This is a genomic window from Haloterrigena salifodinae, from assembly GCF_003977755.1.
GTDB lineage: Archaea > Halobacteriota > Halobacteria > Halobacteriales > Natrialbaceae > Haloterrigena > Haloterrigena salifodinae.
The window spans coordinates 370,799-395,503 of the sequence record NZ_RQWN01000003.1 but is presented as its reverse complement, the minus strand read 5'-3'; the positions used below and the strand labels follow the sequence as shown (position 1 = coordinate 395,503).

The window sequence follows — 24,705 nt, the reverse complement described above, 5'->3', positions numbered from 1 at the left end:
GCGACCACGACCGCCTGCCGCCTCGCCGAGCTATATGGGCCAGCGGGTACGACCTCGAGTATGAACAGGATCGCGGCGAGCGATTATCACGATCTCGTCCGCGCCGAGGAGCCGCGACTCTCGCCGGACGACGAGCGGGTGGCGTTCGTCCGCCGGACGCCCGCCGACGACGAGTCGTACGCGGCGTCGATCCACACCGTCCCCGTCGGCGGCGACGAGGCCGCGCAGTTCACCGCCAGCGACGGCGTCGACTCCCAGCCCCGCTGGAGCCCCGACGGCGACCGACTCGCCTTCGCCAGCACCCGCGGCGAGGGCGACCGCGAGCAGGTCTGGCTCGTCTCGACCGGCGGCGGCGAAGCGCGCCGGCTCACGTCGGTCGTCGGCGGGATCGACGACCTCGAGTGGAGCCCGGACGGTTCCAGACTCGTCTTCTCCCAGCGCGTCACGCCCGACGATCGAGAGGCCGACCGGGACCGTGCGGTCGATCCCGACTACGAGCGCGAGGCCCCCGATCCGCGGGTGATCGACCGCACGATCTACCGAGCCGGAACCGAGTACTTCGACGGCCGGCGGCGCCACGTCTACGTCCTCGCGGTTGAGGCCGCGCTCTCGAGGGCTCCGGAGGACGATCCGGACGGAACGGCGATCACCCGCCTCACCGACGACGACGGGCCAGCCGACGTACCTGTCGACTACGTCTCTCCGACGTGGGGCGACGACGAGACGATCTACTACGCGGCCACGGCCGCTTCGGCCGGCGAGGATCCCGACGACACGCTGGCCTACGATCTGTACGAACACGGGACGGACTCCGGCGAGGTTGAGGCGTTCACGCAAACCACGGGCTGGCTCGAGTCCGGATCGATCGACGCCACCGCGGACGACCGCGTCGCCTTCGAGTTCACGCCCAAGGACCGGACCTCGATGCGCCAGACCGAGATCCGCGTGCACGACCGCGTAACCGGCGAGGAGCGGACGCCGACGGAGCCGCTCGATCGGACCGTCGGTCACCGCTGTGGCTTCGAGTGGGCGCCCGGCGGCGAGGCGCTGTACGTCACGACGCCCGATGAGGGCTCGCGCGTCTGCTGGTCGGTACCCGGCGACGCGAGCGAGGAACCGGCGCGAGTCTACGGCGACGGCGTCACGATCGCAGATTTCTCGGTCGGCGAGAACGCCGTCGCCTACGTCTACAGCGAGTGGGACCACCCCGGCGACGTCTTCGTGACGACCCGCGGCGGCAACGAGGCCCACCGGCTGACTCGCGTGAACGACGGCTACCTCGCCGACCGGCCCGTTCGGCGTCCCGATGAAGTGTGGTTCGAAAACGACGATGGAACGGAGATCCAGGGCTGGCTCCTCACGCCCCCCGAGTTCGACGCCGACGCGTCGCCGGGCGAGCGCTACCCCCTCGTCGTCGAGGTTCACGGCGGCCCCCACGCCCACTGGACGACCGCGGGGACGATGTGGCACGAGTTCCAGACGCTCGCGGCGCGAGGGTACGTCGTCTTCTGGTGCAACCCGCGAGGTTCGACGGGGTACGGCGAGGACCGCGCGACGGCCATCGAAGGGGATTGGGGCGAGGTGACGCTCGCGGACGTGCTCACGGGCGTCGAGTCGGTCTGCGAGCGGGAGTTCGTGGACGACGACGAGGTCTTCGTCACCGGCGGCAGCTTCGGCGGGTTCATGACCGCCTGGGCGGTCGCCCACAGCGACCGCTTCGAGGCGGCGGTCTCCCAGCGGGGCGTCTACGATCTCGCCGGGTTCTACGGCTCGAGCGACGCGTTCAAACTCGTTGAGGACGATTTCGGAACGACGCCCTGGGACGACCCCGACTTCCTGTGGAACCAATCTCCCGCCGCCCACGTCGCCGACGTTGACGCGCCGACGCTCGTGCTCCACGCCGACCGGGACTACCGGACGCCCGCCAACACGGCCGAACTGTTCGTCCGCGGGCTGCAGAAACACGGGGTCGACACGCGGCTGGTCAGGTACCCCCGCGAGGGCCACGAACTCTCCCGGTCGGGCGAACCCGCTCACGTCGTCGACCGACTCGAGCGCATCGCCCGCTGGTTCGACGGCTACTCCGCGTATCATGAGGCACCACCGGCGCTCGAGCGCGAGCGCGACGCCGGGCTCTCCGGTGGGAGCGAAGACGACGACGGAAACGCGGAGTGAGACTCGCGATGTCGGGACGCGATCCCCGGCGGTCGGAGCAGCGTTTCGTCTGGACCGTCGACCGTCAAACCGTCCGAAAACGACCGTTCGGGCCGGTTCGACCGGAAACGAAGGGGTTCGATTCGCGATCGACGATGCCGGTGTACAGACTACAGCATCCCGATCGCCCGCCGGTGCAAGGAAATCCCTACGGGCGTCTCGCCCGTTCGTCCGCGTATGGATCGAAACGTCGGCGGCTTCGACCGCGTGCTACGGATCGTCCTCGGCGCGGCACTGCTGCTGATCGGCTACCGAAACCGGGATCGAACAGCCGGCACGCTCGCGTTCATCGCCGGCAGCGATATCGTCGCGACCGCGATTATTCAGCGGTGTCCGGTCAACGCTGTCCTCGGGATCGATACCTGTTCGGCCGAGTAGGTGGCAGAACTCGAGTGCCGCGAGTCGCGGCCGAAACGCTACTCGTCGGGCTCGTAGGGGACCGCGTCGTCGCTGACCGGCGGCGCGCCGATCGCGATCACTTCGATCGATCCCTCAGCATCCTCGGGGTTGTACGCGCGGTGGGGCGCTTCGGGCGGGGCCGCGAACATCGATCCCTCCGGTACCTCGAGTTCGCCTTCGGGCGTCTCGACGTGAAGCGTCCCCGAGAGCACGACGAACGCCTCCTCCTGCTGTTCGTGGTAGTGGTAGGCCAGCGGCAACTGTTCGCCGGGGTCCGCGCGAAACCGGTTGATCGCGACGTTCTCGAGGCCGGCCGCGTCGCTCAGCCGGCGCAGATTGCAGGGGCGACCCTCGACGGGCTCCCCATCGTCCGGATCGATAACGGAGTACTCCATACGGAGCGATTACGGCTCGCTCACAAAAAGTCGACGGCGACCGGCGGCGGGTCGGCGACGGACGGTTATGTGGTGCGGAACGCCCGGTCGCCCGCGTCGCCCAGCCCGGGCACGATGAAGCCGTCGTCGTCGAGGCGGTCGTCGATCGAGACCGTCAGCAGGTCGGCCTCGGGGAACGTATCGCCGACGCGGAGCAGTCCCTCCGGCGCGGAGACCGCCGAGAGGACGATTAGATTCTCGGGCTCCGGCGAGTTCTCGATGACGTGGTCGAGGACGGTACACATCGTGGACCCGGTCGCGAGCATCGGGTCGGCGATGATCACGGTGTCCTCCTCGGTGATCTCGGGCAGTTTCACGTAGTCGACAGAGATGGGGAACGAACCGTCTTCCTCGCGGCCGGCCTCCTCGTCGCGGCTCGCGCTGATGACGCCCTGTCGAGCGCGGGGGAAGGCCTTCAACAGCCCCTCGACGAACGGCGTCGCCGCGCGGAGGACGTTGATGATCACGACGTCGTCCAGCCCGCGGACGCGCTCGCCCATGGTCTGCTCGAGGGGCGTCTCGATCTCGACGTACTCCGTTTCCATCCGGCCGTCGATGATCTCGTAGCCGCAGATCCGGCCGAGTTTCACGAGGCCCTTCCGGAAGCTGACCTGCTCGGTTTCGACGTCGCGGAGCCGCGAGAGCGTGTCCTTCGCCAGTGCGTGCGTGACGAGATAGGCGTTTTCCCGGTCTTCGATCGTCATACCCGTACAGCCTGTCGCCGGATAGTTCACGTTGTCGATCAGCCGCGGCCGAGGCGGAATCTCCCGTGGTTCCGGCTGCCATCCCGCAAATCGCCGTCCGACGGCAAGTTCCAATCCGCGATTACTCGAGCGCGCCCGACCGGTTTCGGTCGTTATCGGCCGCTGGGACCGCGAAAGCCAGTCGTTTTCTGACGTAAACGGACGAAACGGTAGAACCGGTTTAATCGAGGGATCGGCGTAGCCGCCGCCACACTCGAGGTACACTATTCGTGACTCATCACTCGGATCAGCAACAGCACGACCGAACCGGCGAACAGTACGGCCAACTGCCCGAGGCGAGGGGACCGGGGACGCACACGGGAACCGGAATGGACATCCAGCCGCAGTTCGGCGGCTCGTCCGAACGGTCCGAGACGGGCGGCCAGGAGCCGAGCATGACACGTGACCAGGGGCCGAGCACCAGTCGGTCAACGACCGGCCAGCAGGGGGCGTCCCGACAGCAGGCCGGTCGACCGATAGCCGACCGAGGGAACGAACCGATGCGCGGTCGTCAGCGAGGCGGGCAGCACATGAGCGGCCACCGGGACGGCCAGCGGACGGACTCCCACCAGATGGGGATGCAGCACCAGCAGGGCGGTGGACAGCCCGCCCAGGCCCCCTTCTTCGAGGACCACATGACCGACGAGCTGTGGATCGCCCTCGAGGACTTCAGCGAACTTGCCCACGTCGCCGCCTGGTGTGCCACGCGGTGTGCCAGCGGCGGACCGGAGCTCGGACGCTGCGCCCGAATCTGCCAGGATCTCGCCGAGATCGCGGCGCTCAACGAGCTGCTGATCGCCCGCGACTCGATGTTCGGCCCGGAGCTTGCGACCGCGTTCCTGCGGGTCGCCGACGAAGGGCTCCCGACGCTTCGACAGTTCCAGCAGCGCCACCCGCACGTCCTCGAGACGGTGGCGACGATCGAGCGAACGATGAACTCCTGCGAGAGCCTCCTCCGGCGGGTCGGCGGCGGCTCTCAGGGTCGTCAAGGGAGCGGAACCGGCGCCGGATCGACCGGGTCTCGAGGGATGCAAGGGATGGCCGAACAGGGACGGTACGGACAGGGAATGAGCGGCCAGCCGAGGGGCGGCTCCGAGGTGACCGGACAGCGATACTGATTGCGGCGGCGGCCAGTCTTGCGCAGTAACGAAGTTTATAGCGATCCGTCCCCTAGGACCGTGGCAACCGAATGGAAGAGAGTATCTCGGGCTTCAAGGTTCGCGGTGACTGGGGCGACGTCGTCGAACACGGCGAGCGCATCACCCGCGCGCTCCGGGACGCCGACGTCCACGATCCCGACGGCACCGATGACACCCGCTTGGCCGACGCCTTCGAGGAGTGGGAGGAATGGCGACCCAAGGCCCACGAAACCCTCGATACCGACGTCAGCGAGAAGACGGCTGACCAGGCCAGCGTCGAGGAAGGGAAGGGCGAGAAGGCCGGCAAGGAACCCGACGAGGACATCAAGACCGCCGGCGAGAAGCTCTCGGAGTCCTACGAGCGACTCGAAGACGACGACGCCGAGGGCGCAGTCGGGAACTGGCGGGAGTCGATCGATTATGTCGCGCGCGCGGCCGACTCGGCGAGCCGCAAGGCGCTCCGTCGCGTCGAGGACACGGTCTACCAGAACGTGATGACCCAGCTGGCGCCGTACTACTTCGACAACGAACTGATCAGCGCAAACATCCAGCAGTCGACCCGCAACGGCGACAACGGCGAGCAGTTCGTCTTCGAGGTCAACGTCAACGACGACGTCCTCAAGGAGGACGTCTCGGACCTGCTGGCCGAGTACGAGGACGAGGTCGACCGCTGGCACGTCGGCGTCGAGAAGGACACTGACGCGGCCGAGGCGATCGAAGGTGCCGAGCCGCCGCCGGAGCCCGAAGACGACTCGCGGTCGACGACGAACTGAGCGTCGATCCGGGACCGAGACGGCGTCGCTGCCCCTCGAACGGGGATCGAGGTCGGCACACACTTGTAGGGCTAGCTGGTATGCCGGGATAGATGGTCGAGCTCGTGACGATCGCGACGTTTCTGGTGGCCGCACTGGCCAGCCTCTTTATGGCCTGGGCAATCGGCGCCGGCTCGAGCGGCTCGACGCCCTTTGCCCCGGCGGTCGGCGCGAACGCGATCTCGGTGATGCGAGCGGGCTTTCTCGTCGGCATTCTCGGCTTCGCCGGCGCCGTGTTACAGGGCGCGAACGTCTCGGAGGCGGTCGGTTCCGATCTGATCCTCGGCCCGTCACTGACGCCTATGGCGGCGACGATCGCGCTGACGATCGCGGCCGGACTGGTCGCGCTCGGCGTCTTCGCGGGGTACCCCATCGCGACCGCCTTCACCGTGACGGGGGCGGTCATCGGCGTCGGGCTGGCGATGGGCGGCGATCCCGCGTGGGCGAAGTACACGGAGATCGCCACGCTGTGGATCCTGACGCCGTTCGTCGGCGGCGGGATCGCGTATACGATCGCCCGCCTGCTCAGGGCCGAACTGATCGCCGAGCGGTATCTTATCATGCTCCTGGCTGCCTTCGTCGGCGTCCTCGTCGCCAACATCGAGTTCGCCATCCTCGGCTCGGCGGAGGCCGGCGGGGCGTCGATCGCTCAGGCCTCGAGCGGGTGGGTTCCCGGCCCCGAAATCGCCGGCACCGTCGCGATGACGGTTGCCATCGCGATCCTCTGGGCGGTCGTCGTCGGCCTCGATCTGCGAAGCGAACTCGAGAGCGGCGAGCGTCACTTCCTGCTCGTGCTGGGCGGACTGGTCGCGTTCTCGGCGGGCGGCAGCCAGGTCGGGCTGGCTGTCGGCCCGCTGATCCCGCTGTCGGGCGACCTCGAGATTCCGCTGACCGCCCTGCTGGTCGGTGGCGGGTTCGGCCTCCTGCTGGGCTCGTGGACCGGCGCGCCGCGGATGATCAAGGCGATCTCGCAGGACTACTCCTCGCTGGGGCCGCGGCGCTCGATCGCCGCGCTCATCCCCTCGTTTATGATCGCCCAGAGCGCGGTGCTCTTCGGGATCCCCGTCTCGTTCAACGAGATCATCGTCAGCGCGATCATCGGGAGCGGCTACGCCGCCGCCGGCGCCGGCGGCGGTGTCAGCGCCCGGAAGATGGGGTACACCGTGCTCGCGTGGATCGGCTCGCTGGCCGGGTCGATCGTCATCTCTTACGTCGCCTTCACCGCGGTCGCCGCCGTCCTCGGCTGAGTCGGTCGACATCGAACAGGCTTTACACGACCGGTCGCGAGTGAGCGTATGGACGAGGACGTGTCCGCGAACTCGAGCGACGCCGAGACGATTCAGTGGCGACGCGACGCCTCGACGTCTCGCACCGTTCGGCTCCTGTGGTCGCTCGGCGTCGGAACGTTCTTCGCGACCGCTTCCATCATCGTTTTCTGGCGGCTATACGACCTCGCCCGGCAGGCTGACGCCGGTTCTCTCATCGTCGCGCTGTTCGCCGCGCTCGTCGTGACGGTGCTGGCCGTCGCCACCGTCGGCGACACCGAACGACACCTCGCGACCCTCACCGGACCGCTCCCTGTCGACGCGCCGTCCGGATCGGGCCTCGAGCGGCTGGTGGACGCCGCATTCGGGACAATCGCGATGCTGGCGGTCATGGGATCGCTGATGGCCGTCGGCCGAGTCGTCTCCCAGCGGGAACTGCTGGCCGTCGGCGCCGGCCCGTTTACCGGGCTGGCCGCGCTGCTGCTCCCGCTGGCCCTCGTCGCGCTCGTGCTCGCCTCGTTCCTGCGGTCGGTCGGCGCGCTCGACCCCGAGGAGGGGACGATCTACCTCTACGATCCCGACCAGGCGATCGACCTCGCGGTCATCCGGGACGCCTCGACTCGGCGATTCGGCGACGCGGCGGTCGTGTCCCTCGAGTACGCCCAGCCCGACGGCCAGTACGTTCCCGGCCCGCGCCGGATCGTCATGCCTCCCGAGGTCGCCCGAGAAGTGGAGTCGCTGGTCAAGACGACCGGTGTGTGAGTCCGCTCCCCCGCTTCCCGGACCCGCTCCGGCGGTTCGAACCGGTCGATGATCGACACCATGGAGCCGCTCGCGGTCCGCGTCGAGACGACCCGCGATCTGACGCTAACGCTGAAGAGCGGCGCCAACGAGCGGACGCTCGAGTTCTCCGCAGGCGAGTCGAACCGAACGGTCGCTCGCTGTGACCGAGGTTCAGACGCGTGACGTGCCGCGACTCGCTCACGGTGCTATAACGCGCGAAACGATCACGGGAGTGGGCGGCGCCGTAAGCGACTCGAACGGGAGGGCGAAGTCGAGCGAGCGAACCACACGTTTTGTTTGTTAGGATACACTAAGTTGCCAGTGACGGATTGAATAAAGTAACATCAATATGACAACCGCCTCCGGTGGAGCCATCGAAAGCTAACTAATCGGTTGTAATCCCCTGTGGATTTATTTATCTTCGCGCCATCATCCTGTATTCACCAGCGAGAAGATTAGAAGTAAAATAGTTAGAATAAAAATGTGTTTTGTGAAACAATTGGTGCATGTACATATCTATCTGATAAATAACGTTATGGCTACATGATGGCAGACGACGATTTCCGTATCCTCCTCGTCGAGGACAATCCGGGCGATGCCCGCCTGATCGAAGAGATGCTCCGGGAGACGACCGTTCCGCTATCGTCGGTCGGCGAGGCGGACGTCGGTCGGGAAACCCGGGAGGTGACTCTCCGCCGCGCCGATTGCCTCGAGGCGGGACTCGACCGGTTATCGTCGTCGATCGATATCGTGTTGCTCGATCTAGGGCTTCCGGACAGTTCGGGCCTGGATACGCTCACGAGCGTCCTCGAGCACTCGGCGACCGTCCCGATCGTGGTACTGACGGGCCTCTCCGACGAGCGGGTCGGCGTCCGCGCCGTCCAGCAGGGCGCGCAGGCGTATCTCGTCAAAGACGAGATCACCAGCGCACTGCTGACCCGATCGCTTCGCCACGCGCTCGAGCGGCACCAGCGCGAAACGCAGTTGACCGCGTTGTCGACGGTCTCGCGGGAGCTGATGTCGATGACCGCCTTCGACGATATCGCGGACCGAGCGGTCACCGCGGCGGCGGAGTCCCTCGAGTTCCCCGTCGCCGTGGTCTGTCTCTACGACGACCGCGGCGAGTTGCGGCCTCGAGCCGCCACCGATCGAGCGGAGGAAGTGCTGCTCGCCGCGGAATCGTCGGGTGCGACCGGCGTCTCATCCCACTTGTCGACGCCCTGTGCGGCGGTCGTCGAGCGCGTCTTCGCCACGAAACGGGCCGACGTCGCCGCGGCCGACGATCCCGACGCGTCCCTCCCGGACGCCGACTCCCCGCTGCGGAGCCGGCTCGCGTTCCCGCTCGGGACCCACGGCGTGTTCCTCGTCGGTTCGGCGACCGAATCGACGATCCCGTCTACCGCCGTCAACTACGCGTCGATCCTGGCGACGAACACGGAGGCGGCGCTCGAGCGGCTCAGTCGCGAGCAGCGGCTGCAGGAGCGGGAGGCCGAACTCGAGAGGCAGACCGAGTCCCTCGAGCAACTCAATCAGATCAACGCCATGATCCGCGACGTCGTCCAGAGCGTCGTCCACGCGACGACGCGGACCGAAATCGAGCAGGCCGTCTGCGATCGATTGGCGGCCGCCGACTCGTTTCGATTCGCCTGGATCGGCGTCCACGACGAACTCGAGCGGACGGTGACGCCGCACGCTCGATCGGGCGTCGAGGACGGGTACCTCGACAGCGTCCCGCTCACGACCGACGGGGAGTCGGACGAGGGCGGTCCGATCGGGGCCGCGGTGCGGACGCGTGAACTCCGGGTCGTCGGGGATGTGGTCCGGGAGCTGTCGTCCGCGTCGCGGCGCGAGGAGGCGATGAAACGCGGCTATCGGTCCATCGCCAGCATCCCCCTCGTGTACGCGGAGACGCTGTACGGCGTCCTCACGATCTACGCGGACCGCCCGGGGATCTTCACCGAGCAAGTGCAGGCCGTGCTGACCGAACTCGGTGAGACGATCGCTCACGCCATCAACGCGGCCGAAAGCAAGAAGGCGCTGATCAGCGACCGTGTCGTCGAACTCAAGTTCGAGATCCGCGACACGGATATCGTTTTTCTCGCCCTGACCGCGGAGATCGGTTGCGAGTGCTCCGTCGAGAGCGTCGTTCCGCGGATGGACGATCGGCTCCGCGTGTTCTTCTCGACCGACGGCGCGTCGGTCGACGAGGTGGCGGCGTTCGCCGAGCGAGCGCTCGCTATCGAGGAGTTCACGCTCGTCGCGGAGCGGGAGGACGAGTGCGTGTTTGAGTGCACGCTGCGAGAATCGAACGTCATCTCGTTCTGTCTCGAGCGGGGAGTGACGGTACAGACGCTGATCGCGAACGACGGAACGGGTCAGCTGACGGTCGAACTCTCCAGCGACGCGGACGTTAGGGGGTTCGCGGAGCGCTTTCGGTCGACGTACCCGGAGTCGTCGCTGGTGGCGAGTCGAGAGGACGAGCGATCGGTACAGACGCGACAGGCGTTCCAGACGACGCTGACGGATCGACTGACGGATCGGCAGGCGGAAGTCCTGCGCACGGCCTTCTTCAGCGGCTACTTCGAATCGCCGCGCGCGAGCAGCGGGCGGGACGTGGCGGCGACGCTCGACATCACGCAACCGACGTTCAACCACCACCTCCGCGCGGCCTTGCGCAAGCTGTTGATGCTGCTCTACACGGACTGACCGGCGACCCCGTCACCTGAGCGCGCCGATCGGGTCCCGGTCGCGGCGATCTGGCACGGCCATCTCAACTGATAGTACTCGTTCAAGCGCGCACCTCTCAGTTGAGCTAGTACGGCTTTCCCCGAACGTTCCGTTTTACCGAGTAGATAACAGATGAGCGCAACAGAGACGACCCGACAACTCTCTCGGGCCGACGAGGTGTGTACCACGGTCGCGCTGGCGGTCGCGGACGCGACGGAGACGCCGGTCGACGAACTGCCGCCGCTGTACTCGGTGATCGATCCCGACGCCCTCAACGATATCTTCCAGCCACGCAACGGTGATCGTCCGCCGGCGGGAACGCACGTCTCCTTCGTGATCGCGGGGTGCACCGTCAGCATCCGCGACGGCGCCGTCATCGTCAGTCCGGGCGCGGAGACGGCCGACGACCGAACCGCCTCGGCGCGTGCCAGCGCGAACTGAGCGATGCGTAACGCCAGCCACGGCGGGTTCGATGGATGACGACGATCCGTCGGCCGCCGCCGCATCCGACACTCCCGCCCGCTGTGAGAACTGCGGAACGAGCCTCGATCGGGGCAACTGGCACCCGACGGTCGGGTGGACGGATTCGGATGACACGTACCGTATCGCCCGGTTCTGTAGCGACACGTGTCGCGACGAGTGGCGTCCGCCTCGCGAGGGTACCGACGACTCGTGACCGAACACCGATGACCGCGGGTAACGCCGCCGCACTCCGATGACAGACACTGAAACCGAGGACGATCGAATTCGCGACGAGTACAGCGAACACACGGCCGACGGCGACGTCGTCGGCGTCATCACCGATCCGCGAAACGACCGCGCGTGGATCTCGTCGACGATCACCTGCGACGTCGAGCAGTAGTCCCCGTCCCTCCGGCGCTCGTCGCCGCGGTCCGAGACGATCGCGATCGCGTTCGCGTCCCGGAGACTCGCCGCTACGTCGACGGCTCCCGCCGCTCGAGGACGAGCACGTACCGCGTCAGCGAGCGGTGGACGCGGCGTTCGAACGCGGCCTCGAGTTCCCATCCCGCGGCCCGGGCCTCGCTCGTCCACGACCGGTCCGCGATCATCACGGCCCGCGGGGCGACCCGCCGCGCTTCAGCGAGCGCGCCCGCGACCAGGTCCTCGAGACGGTGGGTCTCGATCTTCGACTGGCGGCCGTAGGGCGCGTCGAAGACGACGCCGTCGACGCTGTCGTCGGCCAGCGGAAGTCGCGTCGCGTCCCCGCGGGCGACGGTCCACTCCCCGCGGTCGACACCGGTCGGCGATGGCTCGTCGGGCTCGAGGAAGTGCTCGAGGTTCTCCCGCGCGCCGCGGACCATCTTTTCCTGTGCGTCCGTCCCCACGATATCGGCGCCGACGAGGCCGGCCTCGACGAGGCCGCCGCCGGTGCCGCACATCGGATCGAGGATCGTCGCGCCGGGACCTGCGCCGGCGATGTTTGCCGCCGCCCGAGCCAGTAGCGGGTCCATGCTGCCGGGCTGGAAGAAGGGTTTGTCCGTCGGCGCGCGGTCTCCGAAGTCGCGGACGCTCTCGGCCGCGAGCCAGCCGAGCGCGCAGACCGAGACGCGTTCCTCTAGCGAGTCCGCCTCCGCGCCCGCGTCGGCGAACAGGTCGCCGGTCTCGGCGTCGGCCTCGAGTTCCCCGCCGCCCTCGAGCGGTCCCTCGGAAAACGCCGCGCGCAGCACGTGATCGGGGTCGTCGAGGTCCACGGTAAAGCCCCGATCTACCAGCACGCTCCCGAGTTCGCGCTCCGCGCGCGCCGTGCTGACGCCCGTCGAGCCGTGGACGTCAGTCGCGCGCACCGCGACGCTCCCCTCGCGGTCGATCGGCGCGGTCTCGAGGAGGGCGCGCGCGGTCTCGAGGTCGGCGTCGGTGCGCCCGAGCAGGTCGCTCGCACGGTGCGTGTAGGCCAGTCCGCGGACGCGCTCGGGGTTGACGGCGTTCGCGACGGCCAGACCGGGGGCGATCCGCCGGACGCCGGTCGCGGCGCTGGTCGCTTCGCGGGCCGCGAACGCGTCGTCCTCGCCGCCGAGCTCGAGCAGGTACACGCCCGTAGCTCACCGCGGCGGCAGCCATGAGCCTACCGCTTCGCGGTCGTCGCCGCGGCGTTCCGACCGCCGATCGACTGTACATTCATCCCGACTTAAACCCGCTTGCGAGCCATTGACACCGGGTAAATTGCCGTATAAGGATCTTCCGGTGCCGTCGAATATACCGGATATATCAGGTGGCGGTACTAAGCTTTATAAACCTTAAATACGTCTTTTTAAGCGACTTATGACGGATCCCAAGGACACCATCAATATCGAAAACGTGGTGGCGTCGACCGGTATCGGGCAGGAACTCGACCTTCAGAGCGTCGCGATGGACCTCGAGGGTGCCGACTACGATCCGGAGCAGTTCCCCGGCCTCGTCTACCGCACTCAGAACCCCAAGTCCGCCGCGCTGATCTTCCGTTCGGGCAAGATCGTCTGTACCGGTGCCAAGAGCACCGACGACGTCCACGAGAGCCTGCGCATCGTCTTCGACAAACTCCGCGAACTCCAGATTCAGGTCAACGAGGACCCCGAGATCGTCGTCCAGAACATCGTCACCAGCGCCGACCTCGGTCGGAACCTCAACCTGAACGCCATCGCGATCGGGCTTGGCCTCGAGAACATCGAGTACGAGCCCGAGCAGTTCCCCGGTCTCGTCTACCGCCTCGACGAGCCCGAAGTCGTCGCGCTGCTGTTCGGCTCCGGGAAGCTCGTCATCACCGGCGGCAAGAAGCCCAAGGACGCCGAACACGCGGTCGACAAGATCGTCTCCCGCCTCGAGGACCTCGGCCTGCTCGAGTAACGCCACCCGTTTTCGCCCGCTCGCCGGCTCGCGGGTAACGGCGTGCCGTTGTGGTTTTCGCGGCGTCCACAGCGGTGTGTCGCACCGCTGCTGGGCTCGAGAATCGACTCTGATTCTCGAACGCACTGCGCCGCGCTCGCGACACCGCCACCGACTGGGTTCGAATCGCCACGGACAGACGCCATCGCGGTCGCGAACCGTTCTCTTCGTTTATATTAGTGGTCGCTTTCGGTCGGTCGTTGAATCGATTTTGCGGCGTTCGTCGATCACCAGCCCGGAAACCGTTTCGGCGTCGATTCACTACTCTTCTGCCGGATTTCGATCGTTCGAACTCCGTTGAACGATCCATAGTAGGCTGAATTCGGTCTCAGGTACCCCAACGACCGACCCGGTTTATCCACTCGCCAGCGCTGAGTGTCCAGTATCGATGACGATCCATACAGACCAGCCGACGACCGGGTCACCTGCCAGCCGTCGACGCGCGGACGACGGCGACGACCGCGCGGACGGGACTGCGGTCGCGATCGACGACTCCATCCCGCAGGCTGCCGTCCGCCGCGTGCTGGACAGCGATCGCCGCCGCGAACTGCTGCGCTGCCTGCTCGACGCGGACGACTCCCTCGAGCTGCCGGCGCTGGTCGCTCGGATCGCCGACGCCGAACACGACTCGACGGCCGTCACTTCGCTGCTGGATCTGCGCCAGCGCGTCCACGTCTCGCTGTGCCGGACCCACCTGCCGCTGCTCGAGAACTACCGCGTGCTCGACTACGACGAGGGATGTGGCTGCGTCGCTCCCGGGGCGCGGCTCTCGGCGTTCGAATCGGTTCTCGACCTCGAGGCCCTCGGCGGCCCGGACACTGCGGGGCTGTCGTCGGGGCCGTAGCTCGGAGGATTCGGATCCGCGGTCGCTTCGCGTGAACCGGGCACCGTGCGGCCGCGATTACTCGACTAACCGCTCGATTTCGGTCACCAGAATGTCGCTCGCGCCGGCGTTCTTGACCTCGGTGATCGTCTCGAAGACCTGCTGTTCGTCGACGACCGCGTGGACGGCTACCATCTCGTCGTCAGCCGGCGCTTGCGCCTCCCCGCCTTCGCCGGCGATGTCCATCACCGTCGGCCCGCCCATCCCGGGGATGACGTCCCGGACCTCGTCCAGTCGGTCCCGCGGCGCGTTCATCATCAGGTAACGCTTGCCCTCTGCCTGCTTGACCGACGAGAGCGCCGTCCGTACCTCCTCGACCTTCGGGTCGTCGAGGACGTCCTCGCGACCGAACAGCCGGACGGAACTCGAGAGCACCTCCTCGACCACCGCGAGCCGGTTCATCTTCAGCGTCGTCCCCGTGCTCGTGATGTCGACGATGGCGTCGGCCATCTCGACGTGGGGAGTTAGCTCCGTCGCGCCGGAGACCTCGACGATGTCGGGCTCGACGCCGGTCTCGGCGAAGAAGTCTTCCGTGATGTTCGGGAACTCGGTGGCGACGATGCCGCCCTCGAGGTCGTCGACGCCGTCGATGTCCCCGTCCTCGGGCGCCGCGAGGACGAGTCGACAGCGCCCGAACTCCAGATTCAGGAGTTCGGAGACGTTGTCGACGCGCGCTTCCTGTACCTGATCGTACCCCGTAATGCCGAGGTCGGCCGCGCCGTCGGCGACGTACTCCGGGATGTCAGCCGCGCGGGCGAAGAGGACAGAGACGTCCGGGTCGACGGTGTCGGCGTACAGTTTTCGGTCGGCACCGTTCTCGAGGTGGAGCCCCGCCCGCTCTAGGAGATCGATCGTCGGCTCGTGCAGGCGGCCCTTGTTGGGAACGGCGATTCGCATATGCTCCCCGTTGGTCGCCGGCGGGGAATTGTCTTTTCATCCGGGCGAACGGTCGGTCTCTCGGCGCCGCGCCCGGGAGTCGCCAGCCCCACTTCCTTGGTGACCGACCGCATACCGTCCGACCGAACCGACCGATGGACGATCACGATCACCGAGCCGGGGACGGTCCGGAGCCGTCCGATACCGCTCGAGACGACGGCGAGCGGGCCGACCGGACCGAACGGTCGCTGCTCGAGGACGAGGCCGACGACGCCGAGCGGGGGCGAGCCGAGATCCGCGATCGGCAGGAACGCGGGGGTCACGTCGGCCACGAGCGCGGTGGCCACGGCGAGGATCACGGTGGCGGGATGCATTCCGGTGGCGACCACAGCGACCACGGCGGCGGGATGCACGCCGGCCACGAGACGATGTTCCGGCGCCGATTCTTCGTCTCGACGCTGCTCTCGATCCCCGTCCTGCTCTACAGCGAGATGCTCCAGGAGTGGCTCGCCTTCTCGGTGCCGGCGTTCCCCGGCAGCGAGTGGATCAGCCCCGTCTTCGCGGTGATCGTCTTCGCCTACGGCGGCGTCCCCTTCCTTCGGATGGCCGTCCCGGAACTGCGCGAGCGCGCGCCGGGGATGATGACGCTCATCTCGATGGCGATCACCGTCGCGTTCGTCTACAGCCTCGCGAGCGTCGTCGTCCCCACCGAGTCGGCCTTCTTCTGGGAGCTGGTGACGCTGATCGACATCATGCTACTGGGTCACTGGATCGAGATGCGCAGCGTCCGGCGGGCCTCGAGCGCGCTGGACGAACTGGCGAAGCTGATGCCCGACACGGCCGAGCGGATTACGGATGACGGTGATACCGAAGAGATTCCGGCGAACGAACTCGAGGAAGGCGACCCGGTACTCGTCCGGCCGGGCGCGAGCGTCCCCGCCGACGGCGTCGTCGAGACGGGCGAGTCGGACGTCAACGAGTCGATGATCACCGGCGAGTCGATGCCCGTCGAGAAGGAACCCGGTGACGAGGTTATCGGCGGGACGATCAACGGCGACGGCAGCCTCCGCGTGCGCATCAGCGCGACGGGCGAGGAGACGACGCTGGCCGGTATCATGCGGCTGGTCGAGGAGGCCCAGTCGAGCAAATCGAAAACGCAGGCGCTGGCCGACCGCGCCGCCGGCTGGCTGTTCTACGTCGCCCTCGGTGCGGCCCTCGTGACGGCCGTCGCGTGGACGGTCGCGACCGGCTTCGACTCGGCGGTGATCGAGCGGGTCGTCACCGTCCTCGTCATCGCCTGCCCGCACGCGCTCGGGCTGGCGATCCCGCTGGTGGTCGCGATCAACACCTCGCTGGCCGCGCGCAACGGGATGCTCGTCCGGGACCGCATCGCGATGGAACAGGCCCGAACCCTCGATACCGTCGTCTTCGACAAGACCGGAACGCTCACCGAGGGCGAACAGGGCGTGGTCGATATCGCGACCGTCGACGGCGTTTCCGAGGCGGAGGCGCTCGCGCTGGCGGCCACCGTGGAGGGCGACTCGGAACACATGATCGCCCAGGCGATCCGCGAGGCGGCCGACGACCGCAACGTCTCGAGGCGGACCGCCGCCGACTTCGAGGCGCTGAAAGGCAGGGGCGTCCGCGCGACGGTCGACGGGGAGCGGATCTACGTCGGCGGGCCGAACCTTCTCTCGGAACTCGAGGGCGACGTTCCGCCGGCGCTCGAGCGATTTGCCGACAGAGCCGGCGGGAATGCACAGACGGTCGTCTATTTAGTTCGTAAAGGGAAACCGGTCGCCGCCTTCGCGCTCGCCGACGTCGTCCGCGAGCAGAGCTACCGCGTCGTCGACGCGCTCCACGAGTTGGGACTCGAGGTGGCGATGATGACCGGGGACTCCGAAGACGTGGCTCGCGCCGTCGCGGACGACCTCGGCATCGACACGGTCTTCGCCGAGGTGTTGCCGGAGGACAAGGACGAGAAGATCACGGCGCTCCAGGAGCAGGGCAAATCCGTCGCGATGGTCGGCGACGGGGTCAACGACGCGCCGGCGCTCACCAGAGCCGACATCGGGATCGCGATCGGGAGTGGGACGGACGTCGCCGTCCAGTCGGCGGACATCATCCTCGTCCAGAACAACCCGATGGACGTGGTTCGGCTCGTCAAGCTGAGTCGGGCGAGCTACCGGAAGATGCAACAGAACCTCGTCTGGGCCGCGGGCTACAACGTCTTCGCGCTCCCGCTGGCGGCGGGGATCCTCGCGCCGATCGGAATTCTGCTCTCGCCGGCCGTCGGAGCGCTGCTCATGTCGCTGAGTACGGTGATCGTCGCGATCAACGCGCAGTTCCTCCGGCGGACTGATCTCTCGGTGCCGAATCTTCCCGGCGTTTCCGCGCCCCGGGAGCCCCGGCCGGCGGACTGACCGAGCGATCGGGCCGTTTCGATTTCGGCGGCGTCTCTCGCGGACGGTATAAACGGACCCAGCACGTTGGGAGTCACGCTGATAGCTTCGGACGGCTGTAGACGGCAGTATGACGGACGATCTCTGTACCTGCGCCAGTTCGTGTGAAGGGCGATCGGACGACCCCGAGTCGGCCTCCGGTCGGTGGCTCGGCGGTTCGCAGCGGCTCGAGACCCCGCTGCCGAGTGACGTTCAGGCGGGACTGGGACGGCTCCTCGGTGAGGAACCGATCGAGACCCTGGACGAGTGGGTCGCCGAAGTCCGCCGTCGAACCAATGGATCGATCGCGGTCGACGATCTGTGTCACGCCGACGAGGAGACGGCCCACTGGGGCGAGATCGGCAGCAAACGGTACTACTTCCGGTGTTTCTACGACGCGGTGGTACTGTCGGCGCTCGTGGATCGACCGGTCGCGATTCGGACCGAGAGTCCGGCCGGGACGGTAATCGAAGCGCGCGCCACGGGTGCCACCGATCTGACGGTCGTCCCCGAAACGACCGCGGTTTCGTTCGGCGTCGACGAAACCGTCTCGCCGCCGTCGGACGGCGACCCGTCGCACGCGGATGTCTACGCCGCGGTCTGTCCGTACGTCAGGGCGTTTCCGGAGCGCGAGTCATACGATCGGTGGGCTGACGCCGTCCCGGCCGCGACCGTCGCGATGCCCCTCGAGGGCGCCACCGAACTGGCGGCCGCGCTCCTGGCCTGACGGGGCACGGATCGACCGACGCCGGGTTCGCCGCCCGCCGTTACAGGTGCCGTCCCAACAGGTTCCGCTCGGCTCGCTGGAGCAGTTCGGCGACCGTCGACGAATCGACCTCGAGTTCGGCGGCGACGTCTTCGCTCGTGACCGTCCGGGGTACCTCGTAGTACCCCATCTCGTAGGCGGTCCGGACCGCTTCGCGCTGGCGGTCGGTCAGCTCGGCCAGCGGGTGGTCGCGACCGTCGTAGGTCCCGAACTTCCGCAGCTCCGGCGAAATCCCCGCGGTCTCGTACTCGTCGACGGTCGCGGCGATCGTCTCCTGCGAGCCGACCAGCGACAGGGTGGCCCCCCGATCGGTCACGTTCGGTTCGCAGGTCCCGATCAACTCGTCCGCCCGCTCGGCGAGCCCCTCGGGAAGTTCCGGCGCGGTAAACGCGATCAGATAGCGGTGATCGCCGCCCGAGTCGGCGATCCGTTCCCACCAGTCGACGCACTCCAGATCGGACAGTCGGTCCTCGTCGATCGGCGTCTCGACCGCGACCTGGACGACGGCGCCGGTCCCGTGGCACGCGAGTTCCTCGAATCCCAGAACCCCCGCCTCGCGACTGAGCGAGACGAGCTCCGCGATGCCCATCCGGTCGAATGCCGGATTGGACAATGACACGTGAGCTTCCCTCATGTTTGATGCTACCACGGTAATTGGGTAAAGCGTTGTCCACCGATCACTACTCCGACCCGGACCCGTTTCGGCGATTGTCGTCCGATTCGCAACGCTCGCTCGAGCCCGTATAAACCGTCCCAGTATACTCGGAGCACGGCCCATGCGGTCCGGGCCGGTACGACGGAGTGATGACCGCGATCCGAACCACCAACCTGACCAAACGCTTCGGCGACGTCGTCGCCGTCGACGGGCTCGACCTGCGTGTCGAAACGGGCGAGGTGTTCGGCTTCCTCGGGCCGAACGGCGCCGGGAAGTCGACGACCATCGACATGCTGTTGGACTACGTCCGCCCGACCGACGGAACCGCGACGGTGCTCGGAATGGACGTCCGCGAAGAGTCGGAGGCGCTCCGCGAGCGCGTCGGCGTGCTGCCGGACGGGATCGGCCTCTACGATCGCCTGACCGGTCGCCGTCACCTCGAGTTCGCGATCGAGTGGACGGACGCGGCCGACGATCCCGACACGATACTGGACCGCGTCGGACTGGACGGCCGCGCCGCGGCGCGGTCGGTCGGCGACTACTCCAAAGGCATGCAACAGCGGCTCGCACTGGGGATGGCGCTGGTCGGCGATCCCGACCTGCTCGTGCTGGACGAGCCCTCCTCGGGGCTCGACCCCCACGGGATTCGCCGGATGCGGGACCTGGTTCGCGAGGAGGCCGAGCGCGGGACGACGGTGTTCTTCTCGAGTCACATCCTTGGCCAGGTCGAGGCGGTCTGCGACCGCGTCGGCATCCTGGCGGACGGCGAGATAGTCGCCGTCGACACCGTCGAGGGGCTGCGGACGACCGTCGGCGCCGGCTCGGAGCTCCGCCTGCGCGTGACCGAGGATCCCGGCGTCGATATCGCCGCGATCGACGGCGTCGAGTCGGTTCGGTCGGAAGACGGTCTCCTCCGGGTCGCCTGCTCGGATCCGCGCGCGAAAGCGCGAGTCGTGACCCGGCTGACGATCGCCGGCGTCGAGATCCTCGACGTCGATTCCGACGACGCGTCGCTCGAGGACGTGTTTACGGCGTACACGACGGACGGCGACGTCGGTGACGCGGAGCCGGGGGATCCCGTTCTCGTCGAGGAGGTGGTCCCATGACGGTCTCCTGGCGGGACGTCGCCCGCAAGGACTTCGAGGACGCCGTCCGCTCGCGGCTGCTCTGGGGACTCACCGCCGTCTTCGTCGCCTTTCTGGGGATGTCGCTGCTCTCGGCCGAACAGCTCTTCCCGGAGCCCGTGACCGTCGACACCGCAATGGCGCTGTCGGGCGTCGCGATGCTCGCCCAGCTGTTCGTCCCGGGCATCGCGCTGGCGGTCGGCTACATGGCCGTGGTCGGCGAACGCCGCTCCGGCAGCCTGCGGGTGTTGCTGAGCTATCCGTTCTCGCGGGGCGAGGTGGTCGCCGGCAAACTCGCCGGCCGGCTGCTGGTCACCGGCACCGCGCTGACGATCGGGTTCGCCGCGGCCAGTGTCCTCGTCGTGGCCCTGTACGGCGTCCCCGACGCGGGGACGTTCGCCGGGTTCGTGGCGGCCGGCGTCCTGCTCGGGCTGACGTTCACGGCCCTCGCGGTCGGCGGCTCGGCCGCCGCGTCGACCCGGGGACGGGCGCGGACGCTCACCATCGGCTCGTTCGTGGGCATGGTGTTCTTCTGGAAACCGGTCGTCGTCGGGATCTACTACGCGGTCACCGGCTCGCTACCGGGGGTTCAGGCCGAGTCGTGGTACTTCCTCCTGAAGCGACTCAATCCACTCGAGGCTTACCGAGTCGTCGCCGGCGCGGTTCTCGACGAGCGGGTGGACGCGGTCCCCGAGTTCCCGCTGGAGGACGTTCCCGCGAACGCGCCCGCTGAGACGCTCGAGCTCTCGAACCGGCTCGCGGGCGAGGTGCCGTTCTATCTCGCGGACTGGTTTTCCGTAGTCGTGTTGCTCGCGTGGGGGCTCGTTCCCGTCCTCGCGGGCTACCGGCTGTTCGAAGACGCGGATCTCGGGTGAGCCGAACGGACCGCGCGGAAAATCGGGGCGCGGGCGCTGATCGGGACTACGCGCTCGCGTCGTAGCCGGCCTCGTCGACCGCGCGAACCAGTTCCTGCGGGTCCGCGTCCCCGTCGACGGTGGCTCGTTCCGCCTCGCGGTCTACATCTACCGATTCGACGCCCGAGACGCCCTCGAGCGCGTCTTCGACGGTCTGTTCGCAGTGTTCGCAGGACATCCCTTCGACGGTGATCGTTTGACTCATAGAAGAGTATAGGAACGCCCGCTCTTTGTGTGTTACTGCTTTCGATGCTAGCGCGTCAGCGAACCTGAGTTCGGATTCCTAAGTCACCGTCGCTACTCTCTTTGGCGGCCGGACTGAACGGAGCGTATGCGCGACCTCGACGAAACCGACATGGAAATCCTGCGGCTGCTGGGCGAGAACGCCCGGCGGCCGTTCAGCGAGATCGCCGACGAAGTCGACCTCTCCGGGCCCGCGGTTTCGGACCGCGTCCAGCGCCTTGAGGAAGCCGGGATCATCAACCGGTTCACCCTCGACGTGGACCAATCCCAGCTCCGGGCGGGCGTTCCGGTGTTCGTGCAAGTGACCACTCCACCGGGTGCGGTCGAGGACTGCCGGATGGCGGCCGCCGAGGCCGACGCCGTCGAGCACGTGTTCGTCACCGCCGACGGCGAGATCTGGTTCTACGCCCGTGCGCAGGTCAGGCGCGTCCGCGAGTGGCTCGAGGGACTGCTCCCCGACGCCGCGGACTGCGAGTACGACGTGACGCTGCTGGACGACGCCGAGTGGACGCCCTCGCTCGAGGGGACGCAGTTCGCGCTCACCTGCGCGGAGTGTGGGAACACCGTCGACAGCGAGGGGGAATCGACACGAATCGACGGGGAGGTGTACCACTTCTGTTGTCCGTCCTGTTCGAGCCGGTTCGAAGGCCGATATGATCGGCTCGAGGAAGGCGTCTGAGTTTCGACTCGAAAGAAACTGCGGTCCGAAACTTTGCGTTCGAACCAATAAAGGGGGTAAGTCACCACCGCGTAGTAGCTAGTAATGAGCACCCGGACCGCACACCTGGATATCCGGGGCATGAGCTGTGCGAACTGTTCGCAGACGATCAGCGATGCCCTGGAATCCCTCGACGGCGTAAGCGAGGCGAACATCAACTTCGCCACCGACGAGGGCACCGTCGAGTACGACCCCGACGCCGTATCGCTCGCCGAGATTTACACGTCGATCGACGAGGCCGGCTACGAGGCCGACCGCGCGAGTCGGTCGATCGGGATCACGGACATGTCCTGTGCGAACTGCGCCGAGACCAACGAGTCGGCGCTCGAGTCCGTCCCTGGCGTTATTGAGGCGGAGGTCAACTACGCGACCGACGAGGCGTCCGTCGCGTACAATCCCGCCGACGCCTCGCTCGGAGATCTCTACGCGGCGATCGAGGACGCCGGCTACACGCCCGTTCGCGACGATGCGGACGGGAGTGACGAGTCGGACCAGGACCGTCGCGACGCGGCGCGACAGGCCGAGATCCGCAAGCAGCGCCGGCTGACGATCTTCGGCGCCGTGCTGTCGGCCCCGTTCCTGCTTTTCCTCGCCGATAAGTTCCTGCTCGGGGGTGCGTATGTCCCTGAGACGGTCTTCGGCGTTTCCTTCGGGTGGGTCGAATTCCTGCTCGCGACGCCCGTTTACGTCCTGCTGGGCCGCGAGTTCCTCGAGAACTCCTACACCGCGCTCGCGAGGAATCGGACCGCCAACATGGACGTGCTGATCGCGCTGGGCTCCTCGACGGCGTACGTCTACAGCCTCGTCGTCCTGCTGGGCCTGCTGGCGGGCAATCTCTACTTCGACACCGCCGCGATGATCCTCGTGTTCATCACGCTGGGCAACTACCTCGAGGCCCGCTCGAAGGGCCAGGCCGGCGACGCCCTGCGGAAACTCCTCGAGATGGAGGCCGAGACGGCCACGCTGGTCGACGATGATGGATCCGAACGGGAGGTTCCCCTCGAGGACGTCGCGGTCGGCGACCGGATGAAGGTCCGCCCGGGCGAGAAGATTCCGACGGACGGCGTCGTCGTTGACGGCCAATCCGCGGTCGACGAGTCGATGGTGACCGGCGAGTCCGTCCCCGTCGAGAAGGGGTCGGGCGACGAGGTGATCGGCTCGACGATCAACGAGAACGGTGTACTGGTCGTCGAGGCGACCAAGGTCGGCGAGGACACGGCCCTACAGGGGATCGTCCAGACCGTCAAGGAGGCCCAGTCCCGTCAGCCCGAGATCCAGAACCTCGCGGACCGCATCTCGGCGTACTTCGTCCCCGCGGTCATCCTCAACGCGACCTTCTGGGGGCTGGTCTGGTTCCTCTTCCCCGAGGCGCTGGCCGGTCTCGTCGGCGCGGTGCCGGTGCTGGGGCTGGTCGGCGGCGGCCCGGCCGCGCTCTCGACGTTCGAGTTCGCCGTCGTCGTCTTCGCCTCCGCGGTGCTGATCGCCTGTCCCTGCGCACTCGGGCTGGCGACGCCCGCGGCGACGATGGTCGGCTCGACGCTGGGCGCGCAAAACGGCGTCCTGTTCAAGGGCGGCGACGTGCTCGAGCGCGCGAAGGACGTCGACACCGTCGTCTTCGACAAGACCGGGACCCTGACGACCGGCGAGATGACGCTGACCGACGTGGTTGCCCTCAAGGACGAGACGGCCGCGACGGACGGCGGTGAGACGGCAGCGGACGGCGGCGCGGTGGCCGCTCGAGCGCGGCTCGACGAGAGCGAGGTGCTCCGACTGGCCGCCAGCGCCGAGCGCAACAGCGAACACCCGCTCGCCCAGGCCATCGTCGAGGGCGCCGAGGAGCGCGGCCTCGAGCTCTCCGCCCCCGACGCCTTCGAAAACGTCCCCGGACAGGGCGTCCGGGCGACCGTCGAGGGCCGCGAGGTGCTGGTCGGCAACCGGCAGCTGCTCGAGAGCGAGGCCGTCGATCCCGCACCCGCCGCCGACGAGATGGAGCGCCTCGAGCGCGAGGGCAAGACCGCGATGCTGGTCGCGGTCGACGGCGCGGTCGCGGGCGTGGTGGCCGACGCCGACACGGTCAAGGAGAGCTCGGCCGACGCGGTCGCCGACCTGCGCGAGCGCGGGCTGGACGTCATGTTGATCACCGGCGACAACGAGCGGACGGCCCGCGCAGTCGCCGAGCGGGTCGGGATCGACCCCGACGACGTCCGCGCCGGCGTGTTGCCCGAGGACAAGGCCGACGCCCTCGAGGACATCCAGTCGGCGGGCCGCAAGGCGATGATGGTCGGCGACGGCGTCAACGACGCGCCCGCGCTGGCGGTCGCCCACGTTGGCACCGCCATCGGCTCGGGGACCGACGTGGCCATCGAGGCCGCGGACGTGACCCTGATGCGCGACGATCCGCTCGACGTGGTGAAGGCGATCCGCATCTCCGAGGCCACGCTGGCGAAGATCAAGCAGAACCTCGTCTGGGCGCTGGGCTACAACACCGCGATGATCCCGCTGGCCTCGCTCGGGCTGCTCCAGCCGGTGCTCGCGGCCGGCGCGATGGCGCTGTCGTCGGTGTCCGTGCTCTCGAACAGCCTGCTGTTCCGGCGGTACACGCCGGACCGCGACTACGAACTGCTCGGTCGGCTGCGACGCTAGTCGCGTGCGGTATCTGCGGATTCTACCTTCTGGCGGACTTCACCTG

The 24,705-nt window shown here is 67.7% G+C and carries 25 protein-coding genes; 19 read left to right on the top strand and 6 right to left on the bottom strand.

Features of this window, described 5'->3' with window-relative positions; translation table 11 throughout:
- Positions 1–60 precede the first annotated feature (60 nt).
- Both EH209_RS16470 and EH209_RS16465 read left to right on the top strand, forming a co-directional pair.
- Positions 61–2,175: a S9 family peptidase gene (locus EH209_RS16470; RefSeq protein WP_126663946.1), complete on the top strand. Its 2,115-nt coding sequence runs from the start codon at positions 61–63 to the stop codon at positions 2,173–2,175.
- Between the two features lie 216 nt (positions 2,176–2,391).
- A complete protein-coding gene (locus EH209_RS16465) occupies positions 2,392–2,592 on the top strand; it encodes a YgaP family membrane protein (RefSeq protein ID WP_126663945.1) in 201 nt (66 codons plus the stop codon).
- Between the two features lie 38 nt (positions 2,593–2,630).
- Here the strand turns inward: EH209_RS16465 and EH209_RS16460 are convergent, their stop codons facing one another.
- Both EH209_RS16460 and upp read right to left on the bottom strand, forming a co-directional pair.
- Positions 2,631–3,008 carry a cupin domain-containing protein gene (locus EH209_RS16460; protein WP_126663944.1) on the bottom strand — a complete coding sequence of 126 codons (378 nt, stop codon included), beginning with the start codon at positions 3,006–3,008 and terminating at the stop codon, positions 2,631–2,633.
- A 65-nt stretch (positions 3,009–3,073) separates the two neighbouring features.
- Positions 3,074–3,751, bottom strand: a complete 678-nt coding sequence (gene upp / locus EH209_RS16455) for a uracil phosphoribosyltransferase (RefSeq protein ID WP_008893111.1) — start codon at positions 3,749–3,751, stop codon at positions 3,074–3,076.
- A 269-nt stretch (positions 3,752–4,020) separates the two neighbouring features.
- On the opposite strand from upp, the gene EH209_RS25030 reads away from it, so the two are divergent.
- The 9 genes from EH209_RS25030 to EH209_RS24175 all read left to right on the top strand — a co-directional run bounded on the left by EH209_RS25030 (position 4,021) and on the right by EH209_RS24175 (position 11,378).
- Positions 4,021–4,908: a hypothetical protein gene (locus EH209_RS25030; RefSeq protein ID WP_343132692.1), complete on the top strand. Its 888-nt coding sequence runs from the start codon at positions 4,021–4,023 to the stop codon at positions 4,906–4,908.
- 71 nt (positions 4,909–4,979) lie between these two features.
- Positions 4,980–5,702: a DUF5828 family protein gene (locus EH209_RS16445; RefSeq protein ID WP_126663943.1), complete on the top strand. Its 723-nt coding sequence runs from the start codon at positions 4,980–4,982 to the stop codon at positions 5,700–5,702.
- 92 nt (positions 5,703–5,794) lie between these two features.
- Positions 5,795–6,988, top strand: coding sequence for an inorganic phosphate transporter (locus EH209_RS16440; protein ID WP_126663942.1), 1,194 nt, complete (start codon positions 5,795–5,797; stop codon positions 6,986–6,988).
- Positions 6,989–7,036: 48 nt separating this feature from the next.
- Positions 7,037–7,768: a hypothetical protein gene (locus EH209_RS16435; RefSeq protein ID WP_126663941.1), complete on the top strand. Its 732-nt coding sequence runs from the start codon at positions 7,037–7,039 to the stop codon at positions 7,766–7,768.
- Between the two features lie 48 nt (positions 7,769–7,816).
- Positions 7,817–7,972 (top strand): hypothetical protein, encoded by a 156-nt coding sequence (locus EH209_RS24180; RefSeq protein WP_164722068.1) that lies wholly within the window; start codon positions 7,817–7,819, stop codon positions 7,970–7,972.
- A gap of 363 nt (positions 7,973–8,335) precedes the next feature.
- The gene (locus tag EH209_RS16430) at positions 8,336–10,495 is read left to right on the top strand and encodes a bacterio-opsin activator domain-containing protein (RefSeq protein WP_126663940.1); all 2,160 of its coding nucleotides are present in this window, start codon (positions 8,336–8,338) and stop codon (positions 10,493–10,495) included.
- A 153-nt stretch (positions 10,496–10,648) separates the two neighbouring features.
- The gene (locus EH209_RS16425; RefSeq protein WP_126663939.1) at positions 10,649–10,957 is read left to right on the top strand and encodes a HalOD1 output domain-containing protein; all 309 of its coding nucleotides are present in this window, start codon (positions 10,649–10,651) and stop codon (positions 10,955–10,957) included.
- Positions 10,958–10,988: 31 nt separating this feature from the next.
- Complete coding sequence (locus tag EH209_RS16420) at positions 10,989–11,192, top strand: DUF7576 family protein (protein WP_126663938.1); 204 nt, start codon at positions 10,989–10,991, stop codon at positions 11,190–11,192.
- Between the two features lie 39 nt (positions 11,193–11,231).
- Entirely contained in the window at positions 11,232–11,378 is a 147-nt protein-coding gene (locus EH209_RS24175; RefSeq protein ID WP_164722067.1) for a hypothetical protein, read from the top strand.
- Between the two features lie 73 nt (positions 11,379–11,451).
- On the opposite strand, the gene EH209_RS16415 is transcribed toward EH209_RS24175, so the two are convergent.
- Entirely contained in the window at positions 11,452–12,567 is a 1,116-nt protein-coding gene (locus tag EH209_RS16415; protein WP_126663937.1) for a methyltransferase domain-containing protein, read from the bottom strand.
- Positions 12,568–12,796: 229 nt separating this feature from the next.
- Here EH209_RS16415 and EH209_RS16410 point away from each other — a divergent pair, with 229 nt between their 5' ends.
- Both EH209_RS16410 and EH209_RS16405 read left to right on the top strand, forming a co-directional pair.
- On the top strand, positions 12,797–13,357 hold the full coding sequence (locus tag EH209_RS16410) for a TATA-box-binding protein (RefSeq protein ID WP_005554970.1): 561 nt from the start codon (positions 12,797–12,799) through the stop codon (positions 13,355–13,357).
- A 427-nt stretch (positions 13,358–13,784) separates the two neighbouring features.
- On the top strand, positions 13,785–14,240 hold the full coding sequence (locus tag EH209_RS16405; RefSeq protein WP_126663936.1) for a DUF7344 domain-containing protein: 456 nt from the start codon (positions 13,785–13,787) through the stop codon (positions 14,238–14,240).
- 57 nt (positions 14,241–14,297) lie between these two features.
- Here the strand turns inward: EH209_RS16405 and hisG are convergent, their stop codons facing one another.
- The gene (hisG, locus tag EH209_RS16400; RefSeq protein ID WP_126663935.1) at positions 14,298–15,176 is read right to left on the bottom strand and encodes an ATP phosphoribosyltransferase; all 879 of its coding nucleotides are present in this window, start codon (positions 15,174–15,176) and stop codon (positions 14,298–14,300) included.
- Positions 15,177–15,310: 134 nt separating this feature from the next.
- Between hisG and EH209_RS16395 the strand changes: the two genes are divergently transcribed.
- Both EH209_RS16395 and merB read left to right on the top strand, forming a co-directional pair.
- Positions 15,311–17,578 (top strand): copper-translocating P-type ATPase, encoded by a 2,268-nt coding sequence (locus EH209_RS16395; protein ID WP_211338375.1) that lies wholly within the window; start codon positions 15,311–15,313, stop codon positions 17,576–17,578.
- 109 nt (positions 17,579–17,687) lie between these two features.
- On the top strand, positions 17,688–18,323 hold the full coding sequence (gene merB / locus EH209_RS16390) for an organomercurial lyase (protein WP_126663934.1): 636 nt from the start codon (positions 17,688–17,690) through the stop codon (positions 18,321–18,323).
- Between the two features lie 40 nt (positions 18,324–18,363).
- Here the strand turns inward: merB and EH209_RS16385 are convergent, their stop codons facing one another.
- A complete protein-coding gene (locus tag EH209_RS16385; protein WP_126663933.1) occupies positions 18,364–18,996 on the bottom strand; it encodes a helix-turn-helix domain-containing protein in 633 nt (210 codons plus the stop codon).
- A 170-nt stretch (positions 18,997–19,166) separates the two neighbouring features.
- On the opposite strand from EH209_RS16385, the gene EH209_RS16380 reads away from it, so the two are divergent.
- On the top strand, positions 19,167–20,123 hold the full coding sequence (locus tag EH209_RS16380; protein ID WP_126663932.1) for an ABC transporter ATP-binding protein: 957 nt from the start codon (positions 19,167–19,169) through the stop codon (positions 20,121–20,123).
- Complete coding sequence (locus EH209_RS16375; RefSeq protein ID WP_126663931.1) at positions 20,120–21,016, top strand: ABC transporter permease subunit; 897 nt, start codon at positions 20,120–20,122, stop codon at positions 21,014–21,016. Before EH209_RS16380 ends, EH209_RS16375 begins: the two co-directional genes overlap by 4 nt.
- Before the next feature lie 46 nt (positions 21,017–21,062).
- On the opposite strand, the gene EH209_RS16370 is transcribed toward EH209_RS16375, so the two are convergent.
- Complete coding sequence (locus tag EH209_RS16370) at positions 21,063–21,260, bottom strand: CopZ family metallochaperone (protein ID WP_126663930.1); 198 nt, start codon at positions 21,258–21,260, stop codon at positions 21,063–21,065.
- 126 nt (positions 21,261–21,386) lie between these two features.
- Between EH209_RS16370 and EH209_RS16365 the strand changes: the two genes are divergently transcribed.
- Together EH209_RS16365 and EH209_RS16360 are read left to right on the top strand one after the other, a co-directional pair.
- Complete coding sequence (locus EH209_RS16365) at positions 21,387–21,977, top strand: AsnC family transcriptional regulator (protein WP_126663929.1); 591 nt, start codon at positions 21,387–21,389, stop codon at positions 21,975–21,977.
- An 84-nt stretch (positions 21,978–22,061) separates the two neighbouring features.
- A complete protein-coding gene (locus EH209_RS16360) occupies positions 22,062–24,659 on the top strand; it encodes a heavy metal translocating P-type ATPase (RefSeq protein WP_126663928.1) in 2,598 nt (865 codons plus the stop codon).
- Positions 24,660–24,705: the final 46 nt, after the last annotated feature.